Here is a 17,648-nt window from a genome sequence, read left to right on the forward strand (position 1 = left end):
AAATTACATAACCGCTGCGACGCAGTCAGAATTCAATCATAAATAATGATTAATAGACTAAATGCTCAGCATCTTTGATGCACCAATGGCCATATTTAATCCTGATATAACGAGTAAGTACATGTGAAAACGTCGCTATTAGCGATGTTTTAATCGTGACGGGAAGTCATATAAACGTAAAGTGAGGCATTAGATACCTCATTATTTCATTGTGGTTTTTTCGTACTCAAATTGGCTAACACCATATATTATGCATTTACCATTGCGGTTAATACATCATCAGGAAAGGGCTGTAAGCGTTTTTCTTTATCTAAGCACACCATTTCAATATCGCCGATGACGGCAGCCTTACTCGCATTAGGACGCCACACTTCCTGACGCCAGATCGTTTTATATTTACCATCGAGTGTAAAAGAGGTACGGATATCACAAACTTCAGCAAACTCGACGCCATCCAGAAACGTTAAATTGGCTTTATAAACCGCAAAACCTAACCCGCGTTCGTTCCACAATGTCGCTAATAAATCGCTATTGATAACATGTTCGCGTGCACGTTCAAAATACTTCAAAAAATTAGGATGGTAAACAACACCTGAGTGGTCGGTATCTTCATAATAAATTTGTACTGGGTGATGGTATATCTTCGTCATTACTGAAATTAACCTATTTGATCACGTATTTATAATACATAGCATATAGATAAATTTGAGAAATGACAGTGTAATATTGGAGAAGATGTCACGCATTAAAGGTAGTAACACTTAGAATAAGCACGGGTTTGCTTATCGTTATAACTGAGGAATGAGATCGATAATCAAAGTTAATACCGTCTTTCAATTCACAGGTCCTTATTTATCATTGTTAATGATGCATAATCAATAGTAAACAAGGACCAACGTGCCGTAATAAAATTTAGTCTTCAGTGACCATTTTTACGTATAACGCTTCAACTTTATCACGCGCCCAAGGTGTTTTTCGTAAAAACTTAAGACTAGACTTAACACTTGGATCATGGGTAAAACAGCGAATGTTAACGTAGTAACCAAGGCCATCCCAACCATATTTATCAACAAGGCTGTTAATTACTTTTTCAAGTGTCATCCCGTGAAGCGGGTTATTTATTTGAGTCATGTTTACCGTGATAAATTATTTAAGATTAATTGCTGATGAGTATAACACAAGAGTTACTAACAGTATTAATGACCGAACCACCTTGTAAAGGGATTCTTATTCGGGCTACTGGTAACTAAACTTTCCTTTAATTCAATAATACTATCACATTGCTCTTTTGCTGCTTCGTAGCCAATCTTAAAGATTTCTCGTAATGATTTTTCGTCGGTTGTAAATGTATTGTAATTGACTAATGCTTCGGGATAAATGCGCACATCACATTGAGATAGTTTCTCTAATTCAGCGCCACTTCCCTGCAACGTAAATGCGCGTAATACAACGTCTTTGATACTCGACAATTCCTCAGGTTCAACTTGACGTATTGGCGATACATACACACCGATTATTTTATCACAATCAGCTTCGATAACACTCAGTGGAAAGTGATTAACGATACCACCGTCAGAGTAAACTTGGCCATCAATGATCATAGGCGAGAATACTAAAGGATAACTTGCCGATGCTAACAAGGCATTGATAACGGAACCGTCTTTAAAAATATGCTCTTTTCCAAGTAGCATGTTGGTAGCAATAATACGCAACTCAGGATCAAGATGTTTAAAATTATCTTCCGGGATATACTTTAAAAACTCAGGATACAATTTAGCAGGATCAATAAAACCCGCAGTCGCTCGAGTAAATTTCCAAGAAAATGGTTTCACATCTATAAAAAACTGCAGTATTTCATCGATCTCTAATCCAGAACAGTAAAGTGCACCAACCATAGAACCGGCACTCGTGCCCGCAATTAAACTCGGTCTTACCCCCTGCTCTAACAGGTATTTTAATACGCCAAGGTGAGCAATCCCCTTCGCTCCGCCACCAGAAAGTACCAAGCCAATATTGTGTTTAGTGCTACCCATCTCTTTGATTAATCCCCAATTAACTTTTTACTAACTGTATATTAAATATAGGTATAAAAAAAGAGAGCATGCGCTCTCTTTTCTACAATATCAATTTAACAACTTAAAGTTGGTGAACTGATGCGGTGTTTGTTGTACCTGATGGTACAAGCGCACCTGAAACCATAACAATAATATCACCTTCTTTAGCTAGTCCACTTGAAATCGCTAGCTCTTTACCTTTACGGTAAAATTCATCAGTGCTATCAATCTGTTTAACAATACAAGATTTAACACCTTTAGTCAGACATAATTGTTGCGCAGTTTTCTCGTTCGTTGTAATCGCAAGAATGTTAGCTTTCGGAAAATACTTACGTACAGACTTCGCCGATTTGCCGCCACGAGTAGCAACAACTATCAGTGGTGCACATAATTTTTCAGTTGTTTCTACCGCACCTTTACATACCGCTTCTGTAATACGCATGCTTTTAGCTACAATATTAGCACCTAGGTCCGAAGACATAGAGTTATCAGTACGCTCACAAATATTCGCCATAATTGAAACAGCTTCAACTGGATATTTACCTTTCGCAGTTTCGCCAGATAACATTACCGCATCAGTACCGTCAAGAACAGCATTGGCTACGTCTCCCGCTTCAGCACGAGTTGGACGAGGGTTACTGATCATAGAATCGAGCATTTGTGTTGCTGTAATGACAACTTTACCTGCTTTGTTACACTTCTTGATCATCATTTTCTGAGCCATGATCACTTCTTCAACAGGGATTTCAACACCCAGATCACCACGAGCAACCATGATACCGTCAGATTCAGCTAGGATCTCATCAAAATTATCAACACCCTCTTGGTTTTCAATTTTAGAGATAATCTGAATGTTTTCGCCACCGTTATTAAATAACACTTCGCGAATTTCTCTTACATCATCAGCTTTACGGATAAAGGATGCAGCAACGAAATCAACTTCTTGTTCACAGCCAAACGCAAGGTCAGCTTTATCTTTATCAGATAATGCAGGTAAACCGACACTGATATTTGGTAAGTTAACGCCTTTATTTTCACCAAGTGCACCGGTGTTTAATACTTTACACTTAACTTCAGTATCTGTTGTTTCAGTCACTTCCATTTCAATCAAGCCATCATCAACAAGAATGATTGCGCCAGGGCTTAGGTCTTTAGCAAAACCAGCATACGTGACAGCAACACACTCTTTGTTGCCTACAACATTAATATCTGTTGTAAATGTGAATGACTGACCTACTGTCAATGTAACATCTTCACCATTCTCTAATTTAATGGTACGGATTTCTGGACCTTTCGTATCCAATAATACTGCGATTTTTTTATTCAGGTTTTCACTTACTTGACGGATATTTTGAATTCGACCTGAATGCTCAGCAAAGTTACCATGAGAGAAGTTTAAACGCATAACATTCATGCCTGCATTAACAAGCTCTGTTAGTTTCTCTACTGATTCAGTTTTTGGACCAATTGTACAAACAATTTTAGTCTTTTTCATTCTTATAGCTCCGTATGGGATATTTTATATTCTTTTAGATCTTGTTTTCTTATTCATAGTCTAGATGAGAAAGTTGTTCGATTTACTCTGAATGCGACTATAAACCAAAATTTTTATTGAAACCGAAATAGCTTTTATTGAAACCACATCCCTTTCATATGAAACCAATTGTAACAAGTATAAGTTTAAAAGCATAGAGTGATAAGCATAAAGAAAGACAGAATAGATACCTAGATCAAGTTTGTTTCACTCATTAGGCTAAAAACAAAGCAAGAACAAGCCAAATTGTCATTAAATATAATTGAAAGAGCATCTAAGAGTGGTTCGTCAGGCGGGATTTTACGTTAAAGGAAGCGCTATATCTAAGTTAAATATATAGCGCTTGAATAAAGGGATGGCGACAACTAATAGATTTTTTTACCATCTGGACGTGTTCTTAATAATCTTAACGTCCACATATACTGATCAATACCACACTCAATCAACGCTTCGATCTCTTGATTCATCATCACCGCATCTTGCTCAGGACTTTCGGACGGAAAGTTTTGCATCGCTGGTCGGATAAATGTTTCGAATTTACCTCGTTTTTCATTATATGCAGCATAGATAGGAACAACTGATGCGCCTGTTTTTTCTGCTAATTTCCCTAATACAGGTAAAGTTGCTTTTTGTGTCGAAAATAACGGCGCAAATACACTACGTTTAGGACCATGATCCTCATCAGGTAAATAGTAACAACTTTCACCTTTTTTAAGAGAATGTACAAGTGCACCTAATCCGGCTTTACGGTGATAAATCGTATTTCCAAATTTAGCACGCTGGCGAGTCATCAACCAATCAAAAAGTTCGTTTCCAGAATCATTAAACATGGTACAAAATGGTGCACCGTAAGACGCAACATGTAAACCTGAAAAATCAACGGCAAAACTATGTGGTACTAGTAAGATGCATGCCTTCCCTTCCTCTAATAATGGAAAAAGGTTCTCACCACCATGAACAATCATACGATTTCGATTGTAAGCTAGGCTTCGTGCACTTGGTTCAGCATAACTTAAAATCGTTTGGCAAAAAGTAACTAAGTTACCCATGATAATTCGATCTTTTTCTGCCTCATCCATTTCAGGAAAACACATAGATAAGTTAATTTTTGCAACCTTCTTGCGTTTTTTCATCGCTTTTAAATTAAATAATTTAGTCGCGATGAAACGCGCAAACTTATCGCGCGGTTTCACTGGCACAAAAGCTAATAAGTATAATACAAAGACGCCGAACCACACTGGCCAAAACTTAGGTAGCAAAAATGTTTTTTTGAAAGAAAGGTCATACGGTTTATATTTATCAGACATATAATTTTATCGAACCTGTTTAAATTACAAAATATTACGAGATAACAAGTCAATCAGTTTATTCAGTTATCTCGCCAAAACCAACTATTTTTTATATTTACGGTACTATTTTAATCGCTTTAACGCGCTATGGCTCAATACCAATAAACCAATAACGCCAGAAAGTACCCATTTAAAGTTTAAATACTCTACTAACCCATTAATTTAAAATATATTTTATAGTTATGCCAAATTGCCATTGAGCTATAGTTAATTATCATGATAAATTTAACGCAAGTAGATCATTATTGTATTTAAATTATTTACTTAGTACCACGTTGCGTTGAATGGATTCAATCATGCTTACTTATTCATTAAGATCCATATTAGTCTATTACCTCGCCACCAATATTATTGAATTGTTACTTTTAACACCTTAAAATTATCGATTCCACATTGAAATGCATTTTTTGTAATTGTTTTATCATTTTTATTTGCATTAAATCTACAATGTGGCAAATTAGACTCACTATTTAGAAAGTTAGCTGCATACGCAGCATTAGAAGGAATTAGTTATGTGCTCAATATTCGGAATTCTAGACATCAAGTCAGACATTAAACCTCTTCGTGCACAAGCATTAGAGTTATCAAAGTTACTGCGTCACCGAGGCCCAGATTGGTCAGGTATCTATACCAATGATAATGCTATTTTAGTTCATGAACGCCTTGCAATTGTTGATGTTAATAATGGTGCACAACCTTTATACAATGAAGAAAAGACTCACGTACTTGCTGTTAATGGTGAAATTTATAACCATAAAGATTTACAAAAAACATTAAATGTAGATTTTGAATTTCAAACAGAGTCTGATTGTGAAGTTATCCTTGCTCTATACAAAGAGAAAGGAACGCAGTTTTTAGATGACCTGAATGGTATCTTTGCTTTTGCTTTATATGATGAAGACGAAGACGCTTACCTTATCGGTCGAGATCATATCGGTATTATTCCGCTATACACAGGCTATGATGAACACGGTAACTTTTATGTTGCATCTGAAATGAAAGCGTTAGTACCTGTTTGTACACAAATTGAAGAATTCCCAGCCGGTCATTACTTGTGGAGTAAAGACGGTAAAGTAACACCGTATTATCAACGTGACTGGACAGAGTTTGATGCGGTAGCACAAAACGGCGGTGATAAAGAAGTTGTTAAGCAAGGTTTAGAAAACGCCGTTAAACGTCAACTAATGTGTGATGTACCTTATGGTGTATTACTGTCAGGTGGTTTAGATTCTTCTGTTATCTCTGCGATCACTCAACAGTATTCAAAACGTCGTATCGAAGACGATGGCAAAACAGAAGCATGGTGGCCACAATTGCATTCTTTCTCTGTAGGCTTAAACGGTTCTCCAGATTTAGCTGCGGCACAAAAAGTGGCTGATCACTTAGGCACTATCCATCACTCGATTGAATTTACCGTACAAGAAGGTATCGACGCATTACGTGACGTTATATATCACATTGAAACATACGATGTAACGACTATTCGAGCATCAACACCTATGTATTTGATGGCGCGTAAAATTAAAGCCATGGGTATCAAAATGGTGCTTTCTGGTGAAGGTGCTGATGAACTATTCGGTGGTTACTTGTACTTCCACAAAGCACCAAATGCAAAAGAGTTCCATGAAGAAACGGTACGTAAAGTTTCTAAACTTCATATGTTTGATTGCTTACGAGCGAATAAGTCGATGGCGGCATGGGGAATTGAAGCACGTGTACCATTCTTAGATAAAGAGTTTGTAGATGCGTCAATGCGACTAAACCCTGAATTAAAAATGATCACTGGTGACAGAATTGAGAAAAACATCATTCGTGAAGCATTTGAAGATTTATTGCCAGAAGAAATTGTATGGCGTCAAAAAGAGCAATTCTCTGATGGTGTAGGTTATTCTTGGATTGACCAGCTAAAAGTTCACGTTGAAGAAGCTGTATCGGACCAAATGTTAGCAAGCGCTGCATTTAAATTTCCGATTAACACACCTGATACCAAAGAAGGTTACTACTATCGCGCCATCTTTGAAGATCACTTCCCTGGTGACTCAGCGGCTAAATGCGTACCATTTGGTAAATCTGTGGCATGTTCAACAGTAGAAGCGCTAGCTTGGGATGAAAGTTTTCAAAACAATGCAGATCCATCGGGTCGTGCAGCTGGCGTACATAACGAAGCATACGAAGACTAATCTAGTTTGATTTTTCGTTAAACCTCTATTTAAACAGCACTTCGGTGCTGTTTTTTTGTTTCCTTACAAGCAGGCTCACCGATGCCACTGTATTATATTGCGCTTAAGTGATGCCAGTATAAACTACGACAAAAATATCGTGATTAGTTCCTCATTTTCTTCTTAATATTACATATCCCATTTTGAGTACACACTTAGCATGATACTATAATGACAATAATTCTCATTTACATCATTTCAAAGGAACAGAAATGCACCAGTTTAAATTTCATGGTAAAGGAAAGGAATATTTTGGTATTTGGATCGTAAATATTCTATTAAGTATTATAACGCTAGGGATCTACTCAGCATGGGCTAAAGTTCGTACCAACAAATACTTCTATGGTAATACTGAGCTTAGCGGAGATCGATTTGATTACCTAGCGCAGCCTAAACAGATCTTGATTGGTCGAATTATTGCCGTTATTGCCGTTATTGCCGTTAGTATATGGGCTGCTTTAAATGCATTTTCACCACAATTAGCTGTACTTGTTATGTTAATATTCGTACTTATCTATCCAGTTTTAGTCGTGCGTAATCTCCGCTTCGATATGAAAATGACACAATTTAGAAATGTACGTTTCAACTTTATCGGCTCTTACAAAAATGCATATAAAGTCATGCTCGTAAAACCGTTAGCCGCTTATATCTCAATTGGTATATCCATAGCCATCACCCTCACTTATATTATGCCTGCATCGAAAATACTTGGCATCATTATTATGGCCGTAACATGCTTACTTATCCTACCCTTGTTATTCTCTTGGGTTATAGCCGCCATGAATCAGTTCATTATCAATAATACACGTTATGGTAATCTCACTTTCGCTGCGACGTTACAAACTACCTATATATTTAAGGTACTCGCTAAGTTCATGTTACTGATGGTACTTATCATTGCGGTCTTTGCAGCATTTCTAATTATTGCAGGTGTCAGCACAAATGACGTCAGTAATTTAACCGGAGACTCAAGTAAAATGGCAGTCTTTGTGATTGCGTACATTGGTATGATACTCGGTATGATATTTACTCAGGTCTATTTCCATGTCCGAATTCGTAACTATATACTGTCTGCGACTAAACTTGATAATCAGTTACAACCAAAATCGACAATGACGGTTATGTCTTATAGCTTACTACTATTAACAAACCTATTACTGATCGTTTGTACCCTTGGTTTAGCTCGACCATTTACAATGATTCGACATGCAAATTATATCGCATCCGTGACTCAGGTTGACGGTGACCTTTCCCTCACTAGTGCAACAGACCAAATTACAAATGAATCAGGTGCTATTGCAGATGAATTATCCCAAGCGTTCGATCTAAACATTAGCGCTATATGATAATTAAAGGTAAGGCTGTTGCACCCGCATCAGCCATTACGATAGCCGCTGAGCTAATACTTAATTCCGATGGCGGTATTGAGTGTGTGCTCAGCAGTGTTGAGGCTAACATTTTAACCGCTGCAGATTCGGCATTAAAAACTGATATAGGTAACATAACTATATCTCGTGCTTTAGGCGCTATTCCTCGTAGCTTTACATTCGTTAACGGTTGGACATTTACTGCCGATGATAATGCGAAAATTGACATCTGGCTACGTCAACAGAATAAACAGTCCTGGTTACATAGACTGGAAAAAAATAGCATCACCATTATTACCAGTATATTACTAAGTAGTTTATCTGCTTGGTATGTGATTAACTCAGGGATCCCCGCTATCAGTGGCGTGATCGCACAGTCGATCCCTCCTGTAGTGGGAAAACATCTAGCCGACTATAGTCTAGAATATTTAGACGAACACGACTTCACTCCATCTAAGCTATCGATAAAAAGACAAGATGAACTGACTAGCCGATTAAGTAGTATCAGTTCAACAACGATAACTGATAACCAAAAACCCAAGTTATTATTTCGCTCCTTAACTGACACCGCCAATGCGTTTACGTTAACTGATGGCACGATTATTCTAACGGATGAACTCGTTATGCTTGCACAAGATGATCGAGAATTAAGCGCTGTATTATTGCATGAGATAGGACATCAGTATCATAATCATCTTTTAAAACGACTTGTTGAATTATCGATACTATCTGTACTGGCAAATTATATTGTGGGTGATGCGACGGGTATCGGCGATACTTTGGCTAGTGCCAGTGTGTTATTACTATCACTAGACTATTCTCAGCAGGATGAACTTGAAGCAGATAAATTCGCAGCAAAAGTATTGCTGTCCGAATATGGTTCTGTGCAGGCGCTAGAAGATATATTGATACGGCTAGAAAGTGAAGCCTTAACCTCTCCAACTTGGTTACGTTCGCATCCAGGCATAGGTGAACGTATTAATGCGATAAACCTTATTGATCCTTTGTAACCCCCTAAGATCCGGCCCTTAATAAGTGCTGGATCACAAATCGAGACTACACCCAATATAGTAAGCCCTTAACCTCTCCAATTTAGTTACGTTCCCCCAGAGATAAGCAAACGGCATTCTGTAATCAAGAAGATAGATGTAGTCTTGATGGAAAACAACTGATTTTGTGAATCGGCACAGGATAGAAGCCAGCAATACATGAACCGCCTCTCAACTTTAAAAAATAACGCCCCCCCCTTCCATTACCCATACCACTCCGGTGTAATATAACCCTACACAAGGCGATGTACACAGTCCCTTGCACTACCATTTCAACCAAAAGGCAGACGTTTACACCACAATACCTCAAATAAGGAAAACTTATGATTGTTGTAGAGTTTATTATTGTGCTTACTTTTATCTATCTTGGCGCTCGTATCGGTGGTATTGGTATAGGTCTTGCGGGTGGTGCCGGTGTATTGGTTCTTAGCCTGTTTCTAGGCGTCGACACCGGGAATATTCCCATTGATGTTATATTGATTATCATGTCCGTGATTTCTGCAATTGCAGCAATGCAAGTAGCGGGAGGGTTGGACTGGCTAGTTGAACTCTCAGAACACTTCCTCCGTAAACATCCAAAGAGAATTACCTTTTACGCCCCAATGGTTACCTATTTTATGACCCTACTTGCAGGAACTGGGCACACTGCATTTTCAACATTACCCGTTATTGCTGAGGTAGCTAAAGAGCAAGGAATACGCCCGTCAAGGCCATTAAGCATCTCGGTTGTCGCATCACAAATCGCTATCACAGCATCTCCAATATCTGCAGCGGTAGTCTTCTTCTCTGGAATTTTAGAACCGCTCGGAGTGGGCTATCTTACACTGCTAGCGATCTGTATTCCTTCAACATTTGCCGCTTGTATGGTTGGAGCATTCGTTTCTAATTTTTTAGGGTGTGAACTAAAAGATGATGCTATCTATCAAGAAAAGTTAGCCAAAGGCCAGATCATACTTAAAGGAAAGACGCAAAGAGAGATATTGCCAAGCGCTAAATTAGCAACCGGTATCTTTGTAACTGCAATCATAGGGGTGATCATCTATGCAACCCTGATTTCAGACGCGGTAAATATCATTGAAAACCCAGCGTTAAGCCGTAATGATGCCATTATGGTATTTATGCTCTCTGCCGCTACCGCAATTGTAACTTTCACTAAGATTGATGCATCAGAGATCGCGAACGCAGCAACATTCAAATCAGGCATGAGCGCCTGCATCTGCGTTCTTGGTGTGGCCTGGCTCGGTGATACTTTCGTATCAAGCCATATTGAAGAGATCAAAACTTTTTCTGCGGACATACTTCAGCAATACCCATGGATGCTTGCTGTAACTCTATTCTTTGCCTCAACGCTGCTCTACTCACAAGGTGCCACCACGACAGCCTTGATGCCAGCCGCATTAGCCATTGGGGTTGCCCCTATAACGGCCATAGCTTCATTTGCTGCAGTGAGTGCGCTGTTTGTATTGCCAACTTACCCAACACTTCTTGCAGCAGTAGAAATGGATGACACAGGTTCAACTCGCATTGGTAATTTAGTATTTAACCACCCTTTCTTCATTCCAGGTGTTGTCACAATCACTACATCCGTAGCACTTGGGTTTCTAATTGGAGGCGCTGTGCTCTAATCCAATTAGAGGTTGAAATGATGGCATCCATTAGTACACTTAGTTATTAAAAAAACGCCAATACTCTGCAGTATTGGCGTTTATTTAATAAAGAATAAACGAAGTATTTATTTTTCTAAAATAGCGGTAATACCTTGACCACCAGCAGCACAAATCGAGATTAAACCACGACCTGAACCTTTCTGATCAAGCAGTTGTGCCAGTGTTGCGATAACACGACCACCTGTAGCTGCGAAAGGATGACCCGTTGCTAAGCTACTACCTTTCACGTTTAATTTAGTTAAATCGATTGAACCAAGCGGTGCATCAAGACCAAGTTTCTCTTTACAGAATTTCTCATCTTCCCACGCAGCTAGCGTTGATAATACTTGTGCTGCAAATGCTTCATGAATTTCATAGAAATCGAAATCTTGTAATGTTAGACCTGCACGCTTAAGCATTTTTGGCACTGCATATGCGGGAGCCATTAACAGACCTTCTTTTTTATCAACAAAGTCAACAGCCGCTGTTTCACCAAATGTTAGATAAGCTTGAACCGGTAAGTTGTGTTCAGCAGCCCACTCTTCACTTGCTAGTAATACAGCAGATGCACCGTCCGTAAGGTTAGTACTGTTACCCGCCGTCATAGTGCCATTTACTTTATCAAAACAAGGCTTTAATTTAGCTAGTTTTTCAACTGTCGTGTCTGCACGTAATACATTATCTTTAGTTAGACCAGCCATAGGCGATACTAATGTATCGAAGAAACCTTCTGTATATGCAGCCGCTAATTTTTGATGACTTGCACATGCTAATTCATCTTGTGCTTCGCGTGAGATATTCCACTCTTTCGCTGTCACTTGACAATGATCACCCATCGCCATTTTTGTACGAGGTTCTTTATTCGCTGGCGTAAGTGGCACGAAATGTTTAGGACGTAAACGAGAAAGTGCACTTAAGCGTTGTTTACCCGTTTTAGCGCGGTTCAACTCAAGTAAAACACTGCGCATACCTTCACTCACTGCAATCGGTGCGTCAGATGTTGTATCAGAACCACCAGCAATACCCGCTTCAATTTGACCCAGTGCAATCTTGTTTGCTACTTGAATGGCAGCAGCTAGACCAGTACCACATGCTTGTTGAATATCATAACAAGGTGTTTCAGGTGCTAGGCCTGCACTTAATACCGCTTCACGCGTTAAGTTAAAATCGCGAGAGTGTTTAATTACCGCCCCCGCAACAACTTCACCAAGTTGTTCTCCACGTAGACCATATTTAACCACTAAACCACGGATCGTTTCCGTAAGCATGTCTTGGTTACTTAGTTTCGAATATGCTGTGTTTGAACGTGCAAACGGGATACGGTTACCGCCGATAATTGCAACTCTTCTTATTGTTTGACCTGTCATGGTTTATTCCTTTAATTAAAATGACTTATATATGCCCGCAGCACATTAGGCTTTAGATACATCAATGTAACATTGTTGAAACAAGTTTAAAATAAAAACTCTAACGTGGTTGTTTGTTCACCGCTATTTTAATAATATATGGCAAACTAATATGAACATGGTATGAGAGCCTAACTTATACCCTCTCCCCATTAACCAACATCCGTTATGTTCTTAGCTTGTTGTTAGATTAATAAAAAATGAATAAGCATCTAATCTGACCAAGGCTGGATCACAATGGATAAAAACAGCTTAGAGCGGTTTGTTATAAAACTATTTGCACAAACCATAGATATAATCATCTACATACTTGTTACTAATTAAAGAGTTTTGCTGTAAACGGCCCTCACGAATAAAGCCAATTTTTTCGAGCAGTTTAAATGAACCCATATTATGAACTGAACATGTAGCTGTTAGCTTATTAAGTGCCAATCCATTGAGCGCATAGTCTTTAAGCAAGTTCAATGCTTCACTTCCAAACCCTTTTCCTTGAGCGCCCTGCTTAATCATATAGCCAACCACAGCAATTTTGGCTTCATGGTTAACAATTTTAAGTCCAATATTCCCTAGTTTTTCACCGGTTGCGGTTTCAGATATGCCTAATGATAGCCATCCGTCACTTTCAATAGTCCAAGGCTGTGATTTAGCTGCGAACGCGGCTGCAGCGTCTTCATATGTAAATGCTTGATAAACATGTTCCATCATTTTGGGACACATTGATATTTCAATAAAAAGACGCTTATCCGTTTCATCTAATGGTGATAGTTTTATTCTTTGACCTGATAACTGCACGCTTATCCCTTAATTTTGATAACGCCAAGCTAAGCTTGAAACGTATATGTGAAGACACTTTAATTAATGTGTCTTCAACAATATCAAAATTGTCATGTATTACAAATGGATATAGGAAAACATTCAGAATTTATCAAATAAAATCAAAACATAAACAAGAGTTATATTTGTATAGTGCCAGATTCCCTTTATGGTAAGGAATATTGAAACGCCTTACCATAATCGTATTTTGAAGATTCTTTGTTCACTAATCCCCGCTGTGCTGAATACAAATCGCGAGCAGAGGAGTATCATTGTCTTCTTTGTCATAATCCGCATTGCCGCCCATATTATAGGCAAAATGTTGATTACCATTAGCCAAATTATGTGTCCAATAACGCTTTAAAATTGGCCAACCATTGGCGTAGTTTATATTTTCATATTTGTCATAACCATAGGATAAACTAATGAGTTGATCGACTGTCGCTAGTTTAAAGCCTTTTAGACTACAATAACTGTTCGCATCAGACCAAGTCAACAGTGCCCATTCAACTGTCGGAACTGGTTTATAAACACCGTCATCCATCCCTTCAACCTCAGCCTCTTCTTTGGTCACTGGATGGAAAAATGTATTACCGTTGTTCTCTGCACTGTCGCTGAATTTTATCGCCTCCGTATTATAATGTGCGCTTACTTTTGCATTATTGTCAGTAGCAGTAACCACAGCTCGTCCAGTCGTCTCAGCGAAGAATATGTTTTCTTTCTGACTTAATACAAATGGTTCATTCGTAGTCCATGATACATCGTCGGTTACCAGCTGATTGAAGTCCTCCCCATAGTCAGAACCGAAATGCCCAGTCGCTATAAATTCTCGAGATTGAGCAAGTGGAATACTATCTCCGAGTTCGAGTCTTTCAGTAATAATCAAATCGTCGAGTACGGGATTACCCACAGTGAGAGTAATCTCGTCAGAGAATTCATGATAGCTATATTCATCTAACGCTCTCACAGAAATAGTTTCGACACTGCCAGGTTCACCTTTTGCGTGGTACACATTTCTGTTATGGGAGAAACTACCATTGCCCCCCGAGTATTTCACATAGCTTTCTTCAGTAATATCTTGTTCGAAGTTTCTTAAAGCAGTTGACCCTTTAAAGGTACCGTACACGTGCAAGCTGATACTGTAACCCTTGGCAACCGTGTGACTCTGATTGTCTTCCAGTTTGATATGGATTCCTGTTAATTCCCCATTCGTGATTGTCAACTTCCTCGCTTCACTTGATGTATCGTAGCTCCCTACTAAGCTTGCACTAATATCCGAACCCGCTTTTCCTATCGCCCTAAAAGTATTACCCTCAACAACAAACTCCTCAGGGTTACTTAGGGTCCACAGTGCATCACTGCTGACATCATAAACATGGTTCTGACCGTCATCGCCTTCAAACGTAGCCAAAGCACTAAGTATAATTGATTGGCCTCTCGGAACCACCAAATCATCATTAGCGTCTTCAGCAATCACTTCAAGCTTTGTCAGGGTTCCAGGAATAATCAAAAGCTGTACATGTTGACTGGATACGCCATCCATAACCACGTTAATATCAGTTTCGGCTCCGGGAAAAGCTTTAGCCAAAAAGTGTCCCTGAGACTGCTCGAAATTTTCGGGGGCGGATTGCAGCCACTTAACATGCTGGGTTACATCCTCATCAGGATAATACTCCGGATCTGTGTAGTGTGCGATAGTCCTTAGATCCTGAGACATCCCCTGATGAACCTCGAGTTGTTCAGCTGGTGTTTGCGAATGAGACGGGTATATGGTCAAAGATGACAGGTTTTTCGAATGTGTTTCTGTGCCCCCGCTCCCGCCACAAGCACTGAGTACCAAGGTCAATGCTGCTGGAATCAAGAATCGTAGTTTGTATTGCATTTTGAAATCATCCTAAAGGGGAAAGGAAAAGCATAAACCAATGTAAAATCAATTTATTACATAATATTATTTATACGTAGTGAACCATTACTAGACTCAGATCTTACATAACACACGTCATACAGCCCTCCCATAAGTGGTACATCTAATTAAGTGTACTTGTTGTTTCATATATCACATTGACACCAAAGGCGACATTTCTATCCGCGAGAGCTCATAATATTTTAAGCGGGGGCTTAGCAAGGATGTGCCACAAGAAAGATTTGAGCAGGACGACAAGCTTAAAATTCATGGTACGAATTTAATTTTAATGAACTTTTAATGCTCTTTTAATGAACTTTTCTTTCATTATGCTTACACATACCACACTACTTACATTAAATGAGTTTTAAAATGAAAAAATCATCTCTTTCTATTGCAGTTGCTTTGAGCACACTTATCAGCCTTAATTGCATGGCTTCGAATTCAACATTTAATAAAGAACAAGAAGATGAAATCGGGAAAATTGCAGCTGAATACATAGTAAACCATCCAGAAATTTTGGTACAAGCTTCAAAAAACCTGCAATTAAAACAAATGAAATTACAACAAGCCGCAAGCGCTAAAGCAATCGTAGACAATCAAGATGCACTACTTAAAGACAAAAAAAGTCCTTTCATCGGCCCGAGTGATGCAGCTGTAAGTATTATCGAATTCTTTGATTATCAATGTGCATACTGTGCCAAATTGAGCCCTGAATTTGATAGCATAATAAAAGAAAACCCTGATGCTAAATTCATTTTTAAAGAAACACCTATTTTTTCTACACGCTGGGAAGTATCTGGTTACGCAGCTGACATGGGACAATGGGTTTTTTCTGAAAAAGGCAGTAAAGCTTACTTAACTTACCATAACGCAATCTTCGCAACAGGTCATGACGAAGGTAAATTAACAAAAGAAGACGTTAAAAAAGCGGCTAAAAAAGCAGGTGTAAACGTTAATGAATTCAAACCTAATGAGCGTTACGCAGCTAACTTTCAGTTATTTGCTAAACTCGGGCTACGTGGTACACCAGCTGTGGTTATAATGCCAAGCAAAGGAGCAAATCAAGATAACGTAGTTATGCTACCGGGTTATGACCCTGAAGGCATCAAAAATGCGATCAGAAAAGTAAAAGCATCTATAACACAATAATTGTCGACGATAATTCTATTATAGATAACGCTAAGGCCTAATAAATCCACCCAGTTGTTGGAAAACCAATGATTGGGTATCGTACCGAAAGCCGCTATTTACAATGAAACCGTTTACATTGTTAGAATTATTTTTCCTTGAAGCGACGAGGATTCAATTTCAACCAACTCTAGCGCAGTATGGAAGTCTTCTAAAGGCAGATAACGATCCACATTAAGTGAAACCTCATTTTCAATAAAATGCGCTAGCATCTCATAGAACACTTCCTTTCTCGCCGCTTTACCTACCGACTCTTCCCAACAACGTAAAAAGAACGTCATGAAGTCGATATTATTGCGCCTCATACTTTCAAAAAATGCGGTTTCATAAGGCCCTAGCGAGAGTGTACCGTAGTTGATGTAGGTGCCAGTTTTACTCAATGTATTGATGAGGTCAAAGCCTTCCTTTCCACCAATCGCATCAAACGCTACGCTCGGCGTTCGTAATTTAAGTGACTGAATCTGAGAGTTTAAATCTTGTTTAGCATCCAAAACAGCAATAGAGCCATACGGGTAACGCTGTGGTTTTGACGTTACCGCAATTAAGGTGAAACCAAGAGTCATAGAAAGCTGTGCAAAGATCTTTCCTATAGCGGAGCAGCCCGCATTGATGATCACCACATCGTCTTCGCCCAGCTGAGTAATTTTGGTTGTGATCACCCAAGCCGTTAAGGCATTGATGTACAGCTGACAAGCGTAGCCATTATCAAGATCTTCAGGAAGATAGAATAAATTATCTGGCAACACATCGACATAGGTTTGCCAAGTGCCACTCGTTGCCACCAGAACTTTCTGTCCGATTTGAAGTACTGACTGATTAGGAGCGTTGAACTCAACAACTCTACCTACCGCCTCAAAGCCCGGCACTCGCGGTGGAACATGCGTTCGACGATATTGGCCCACACCGTGAATCGATAATAGATCGCTAGGATTGATGTTTGTAGCTTCGATGCGAACGCGAACTTTACTTTCCTGAAGTGGCTCTAAGGCAATACTATCCAACAATAAGGACTCTTTAGGCTGGCCAAAGCTAAGTTGCTGAACGCGCGTGTTTAATGTGTCTGTGCTCATCGAGATACCACTTTAATCCATTGATGAAATAATTAGCTCCCCCCCTA

The 17,648-nt window shown here is 39.1% G+C and carries 14 protein-coding genes; 5 read left to right on the top strand and 9 right to left on the bottom strand.

The genetic code is table 11. The features are described from left to right. Nucleotides 1-248: 248 nt before the first annotated feature. The 5 genes from HWV03_RS12035 to lpxM all read right to left on the bottom strand — a co-directional run bounded on the left by HWV03_RS12035 (nt 249) and on the right by lpxM (nt 4,895). Nucleotides 249-650, bottom strand: a complete 402-nt coding sequence (locus HWV03_RS12035; protein WP_211676128.1) for a thioesterase family protein — start codon at nt 648-650, stop codon at nt 249-251. A 262-nt stretch (nt 651-912) separates the two neighbouring features. Further along, nucleotides 913-1,131: a VF530 family protein gene (locus HWV03_RS12040; RefSeq protein WP_211671773.1), complete on the bottom strand. Its 219-nt coding sequence runs from the start codon at nt 1,129-1,131 to the stop codon at nt 913-915. Nucleotides 1,132-1,196: 65 nt separating this feature from the next. Then, nucleotides 1,197-2,033: a patatin-like phospholipase family protein gene (locus HWV03_RS12045; protein ID WP_211676129.1), complete on the bottom strand. Its 837-nt coding sequence runs from the start codon at nt 2,031-2,033 to the stop codon at nt 1,197-1,199. A gap of 103 nt (nt 2,034-2,136) precedes the next feature. Further along, nucleotides 2,137-3,549 carry a pyruvate kinase PykF gene (pykF, locus tag HWV03_RS12050; protein WP_211676130.1) on the bottom strand — a complete coding sequence of 471 codons (1,413 nt, stop codon included), beginning with the start codon at nt 3,547-3,549 and terminating at the stop codon, nt 2,137-2,139. A gap of 404 nt (nt 3,550-3,953) precedes the next feature. Further along, nucleotides 3,954-4,895 (bottom strand): lauroyl-Kdo(2)-lipid IV(A) myristoyltransferase, encoded by a 942-nt coding sequence (gene lpxM, locus HWV03_RS12055; protein WP_211676131.1) that lies wholly within the window; start codon nt 4,893-4,895, stop codon nt 3,954-3,956. 554 nt (nt 4,896-5,449) lie between these two features. On the opposite strand from lpxM, the gene asnB reads away from it, so the two are divergent. The 4 genes from asnB (at nt 5,450) to HWV03_RS12075 (ending at nt 11,197) form a co-directional block, all read left to right on the top strand. Then, nucleotides 5,450-7,117 carry an asparagine synthase B gene (asnB, locus tag HWV03_RS12060; RefSeq protein WP_211676132.1) on the top strand — a complete coding sequence of 556 codons (1,668 nt, stop codon included), beginning with the start codon at nt 5,450-5,452 and terminating at the stop codon, nt 7,115-7,117. Between the two features lie 251 nt (nt 7,118-7,368). Further along, nucleotides 7,369-8,502 carry a YjgN family protein gene (locus HWV03_RS12065; RefSeq protein ID WP_211676133.1) on the top strand — a complete coding sequence of 378 codons (1,134 nt, stop codon included), beginning with the start codon at nt 7,369-7,371 and terminating at the stop codon, nt 8,500-8,502. Then, a complete protein-coding gene (locus HWV03_RS12070) occupies nt 8,499-9,533 on the top strand; it encodes a M48 family metallopeptidase (protein ID WP_211676134.1) in 1,035 nt (344 codons plus the stop codon). The genes HWV03_RS12065 and HWV03_RS12070 overlap by 4 nt, the downstream gene beginning before the upstream one ends. 362 nt (nt 9,534-9,895) lie before the next feature. Then, nucleotides 9,896-11,197, top strand: a complete 1,302-nt coding sequence (locus HWV03_RS12075) for an anaerobic C4-dicarboxylate transporter (RefSeq protein WP_211676135.1) — start codon at nt 9,896-9,898, stop codon at nt 11,195-11,197. 107 nt (nt 11,198-11,304) lie between these two features. Here the strand turns inward: HWV03_RS12075 and HWV03_RS12080 are convergent, their stop codons facing one another. The 3 genes from HWV03_RS12080 to HWV03_RS12090 all read right to left on the bottom strand — a co-directional run bounded on the left by HWV03_RS12080 (nt 11,305) and on the right by HWV03_RS12090 (nt 15,154). Further along, nucleotides 11,305-12,585, bottom strand: coding sequence for an acetyl-CoA C-acetyltransferase (locus tag HWV03_RS12080; RefSeq protein ID WP_211671782.1), 1,281 nt, complete (start codon nt 12,583-12,585; stop codon nt 11,305-11,307). 312 nt (nt 12,586-12,897) lie between these two features. Then, complete coding sequence (locus tag HWV03_RS12085; RefSeq protein ID WP_211676136.1) at nt 12,898-13,416, bottom strand: GNAT family N-acetyltransferase; 519 nt, start codon at nt 13,414-13,416, stop codon at nt 12,898-12,900. Between the two features lie 247 nt (nt 13,417-13,663). Next, on the bottom strand, nt 13,664-15,154 hold the full coding sequence (locus HWV03_RS12090) for an adhesion domain-containing protein (protein WP_211676137.1): 1,491 nt from the start codon (nt 15,152-15,154) through the stop codon (nt 13,664-13,666). Nucleotides 15,155-15,712: 558 nt separating this feature from the next. Here HWV03_RS12090 and HWV03_RS12095 point away from each other — a divergent pair. Further along, a complete protein-coding gene (locus tag HWV03_RS12095) occupies nt 15,713-16,492 on the top strand; it encodes a DsbA family protein (RefSeq protein WP_211676138.1) in 780 nt (259 codons plus the stop codon). A gap of 113 nt (nt 16,493-16,605) precedes the next feature. Here the strand turns inward: HWV03_RS12095 and HWV03_RS12100 are convergent, their stop codons facing one another. Beyond that, a complete protein-coding gene (locus HWV03_RS12100; RefSeq protein ID WP_211676139.1) occupies nt 16,606-17,601 on the bottom strand; it encodes a zinc-dependent alcohol dehydrogenase family protein in 996 nt (331 codons plus the stop codon). Nucleotides 17,602-17,648 lie beyond the last annotated feature (47 nt).

Source organism: Moritella sp. 36, from assembly GCF_018219415.1.
In the GTDB taxonomy this organism is placed as follows: Bacteria; Pseudomonadota; Gammaproteobacteria; order Enterobacterales; family Moritellaceae; genus Moritella.

Excerpts from the sequence above, each read along its gene's own strand:
- asnB (WP_211676132.1), top strand. The coding sequence starts at position 5,450 with ATGTGCTCAATATTCGGAATTCTAGACATCAAGTCAGACATTAAACCT.
- HWV03_RS12045 (WP_211676129.1), bottom strand. The coding sequence starts at position 2,033 with ATGGGTAGCACTAAACACAATATTGGCTTGGTACTTTCTGGTGGCGGA.
- HWV03_RS12075 (WP_211676135.1), top strand. The coding sequence starts at position 9,896 with ATGATTGTTGTAGAGTTTATTATTGTGCTTACTTTTATCTATCTTGGC.
- HWV03_RS12080 (WP_211671782.1), bottom strand. The coding sequence starts at position 12,585 with ATGACAGGTCAAACAATAAGAAGAGTTGCAATTATCGGCGGTAACCGT.
- lpxM (WP_211676131.1), bottom strand. The coding sequence starts at position 4,895 with ATGTCTGATAAATATAAACCGTATGACCTTTCTTTCAAAAAAACATTT.
- HWV03_RS12095 (WP_211676138.1), top strand. The coding sequence starts at position 15,713 with ATGAAAAAATCATCTCTTTCTATTGCAGTTGCTTTGAGCACACTTATC.
- pykF (WP_211676130.1), bottom strand. The coding sequence starts at position 3,549 with ATGAAAAAGACTAAAATTGTTTGTACAATTGGTCCAAAAACTGAATCA.
- HWV03_RS12035 (WP_211676128.1), bottom strand. The coding sequence starts at position 650 with ATGACGAAGATATACCATCACCCAGTACAAATTTATTATGAAGATACC.
- HWV03_RS12040 (WP_211671773.1), bottom strand. The coding sequence starts at position 1,131 with ATGACTCAAATAAATAACCCGCTTCACGGGATGACACTTGAAAAAGTA.
- HWV03_RS12070 (WP_211676134.1), top strand. The coding sequence starts at position 8,499 with ATGATAATTAAAGGTAAGGCTGTTGCACCCGCATCAGCCATTACGATA.
- HWV03_RS12090 (WP_211676137.1), bottom strand. The coding sequence starts at position 15,154 with ATGTCTCAGGATCTAAGGACTATCGCACACTACACAGATCCGGAGTAT.
- HWV03_RS12100 (WP_211676139.1), bottom strand. The coding sequence starts at position 17,601 with ATGAGCACAGACACATTAAACACGCGCGTTCAGCAACTTAGCTTTGGC.
- HWV03_RS12065 (WP_211676133.1), top strand. The coding sequence starts at position 7,369 with ATGCACCAGTTTAAATTTCATGGTAAAGGAAAGGAATATTTTGGTATT.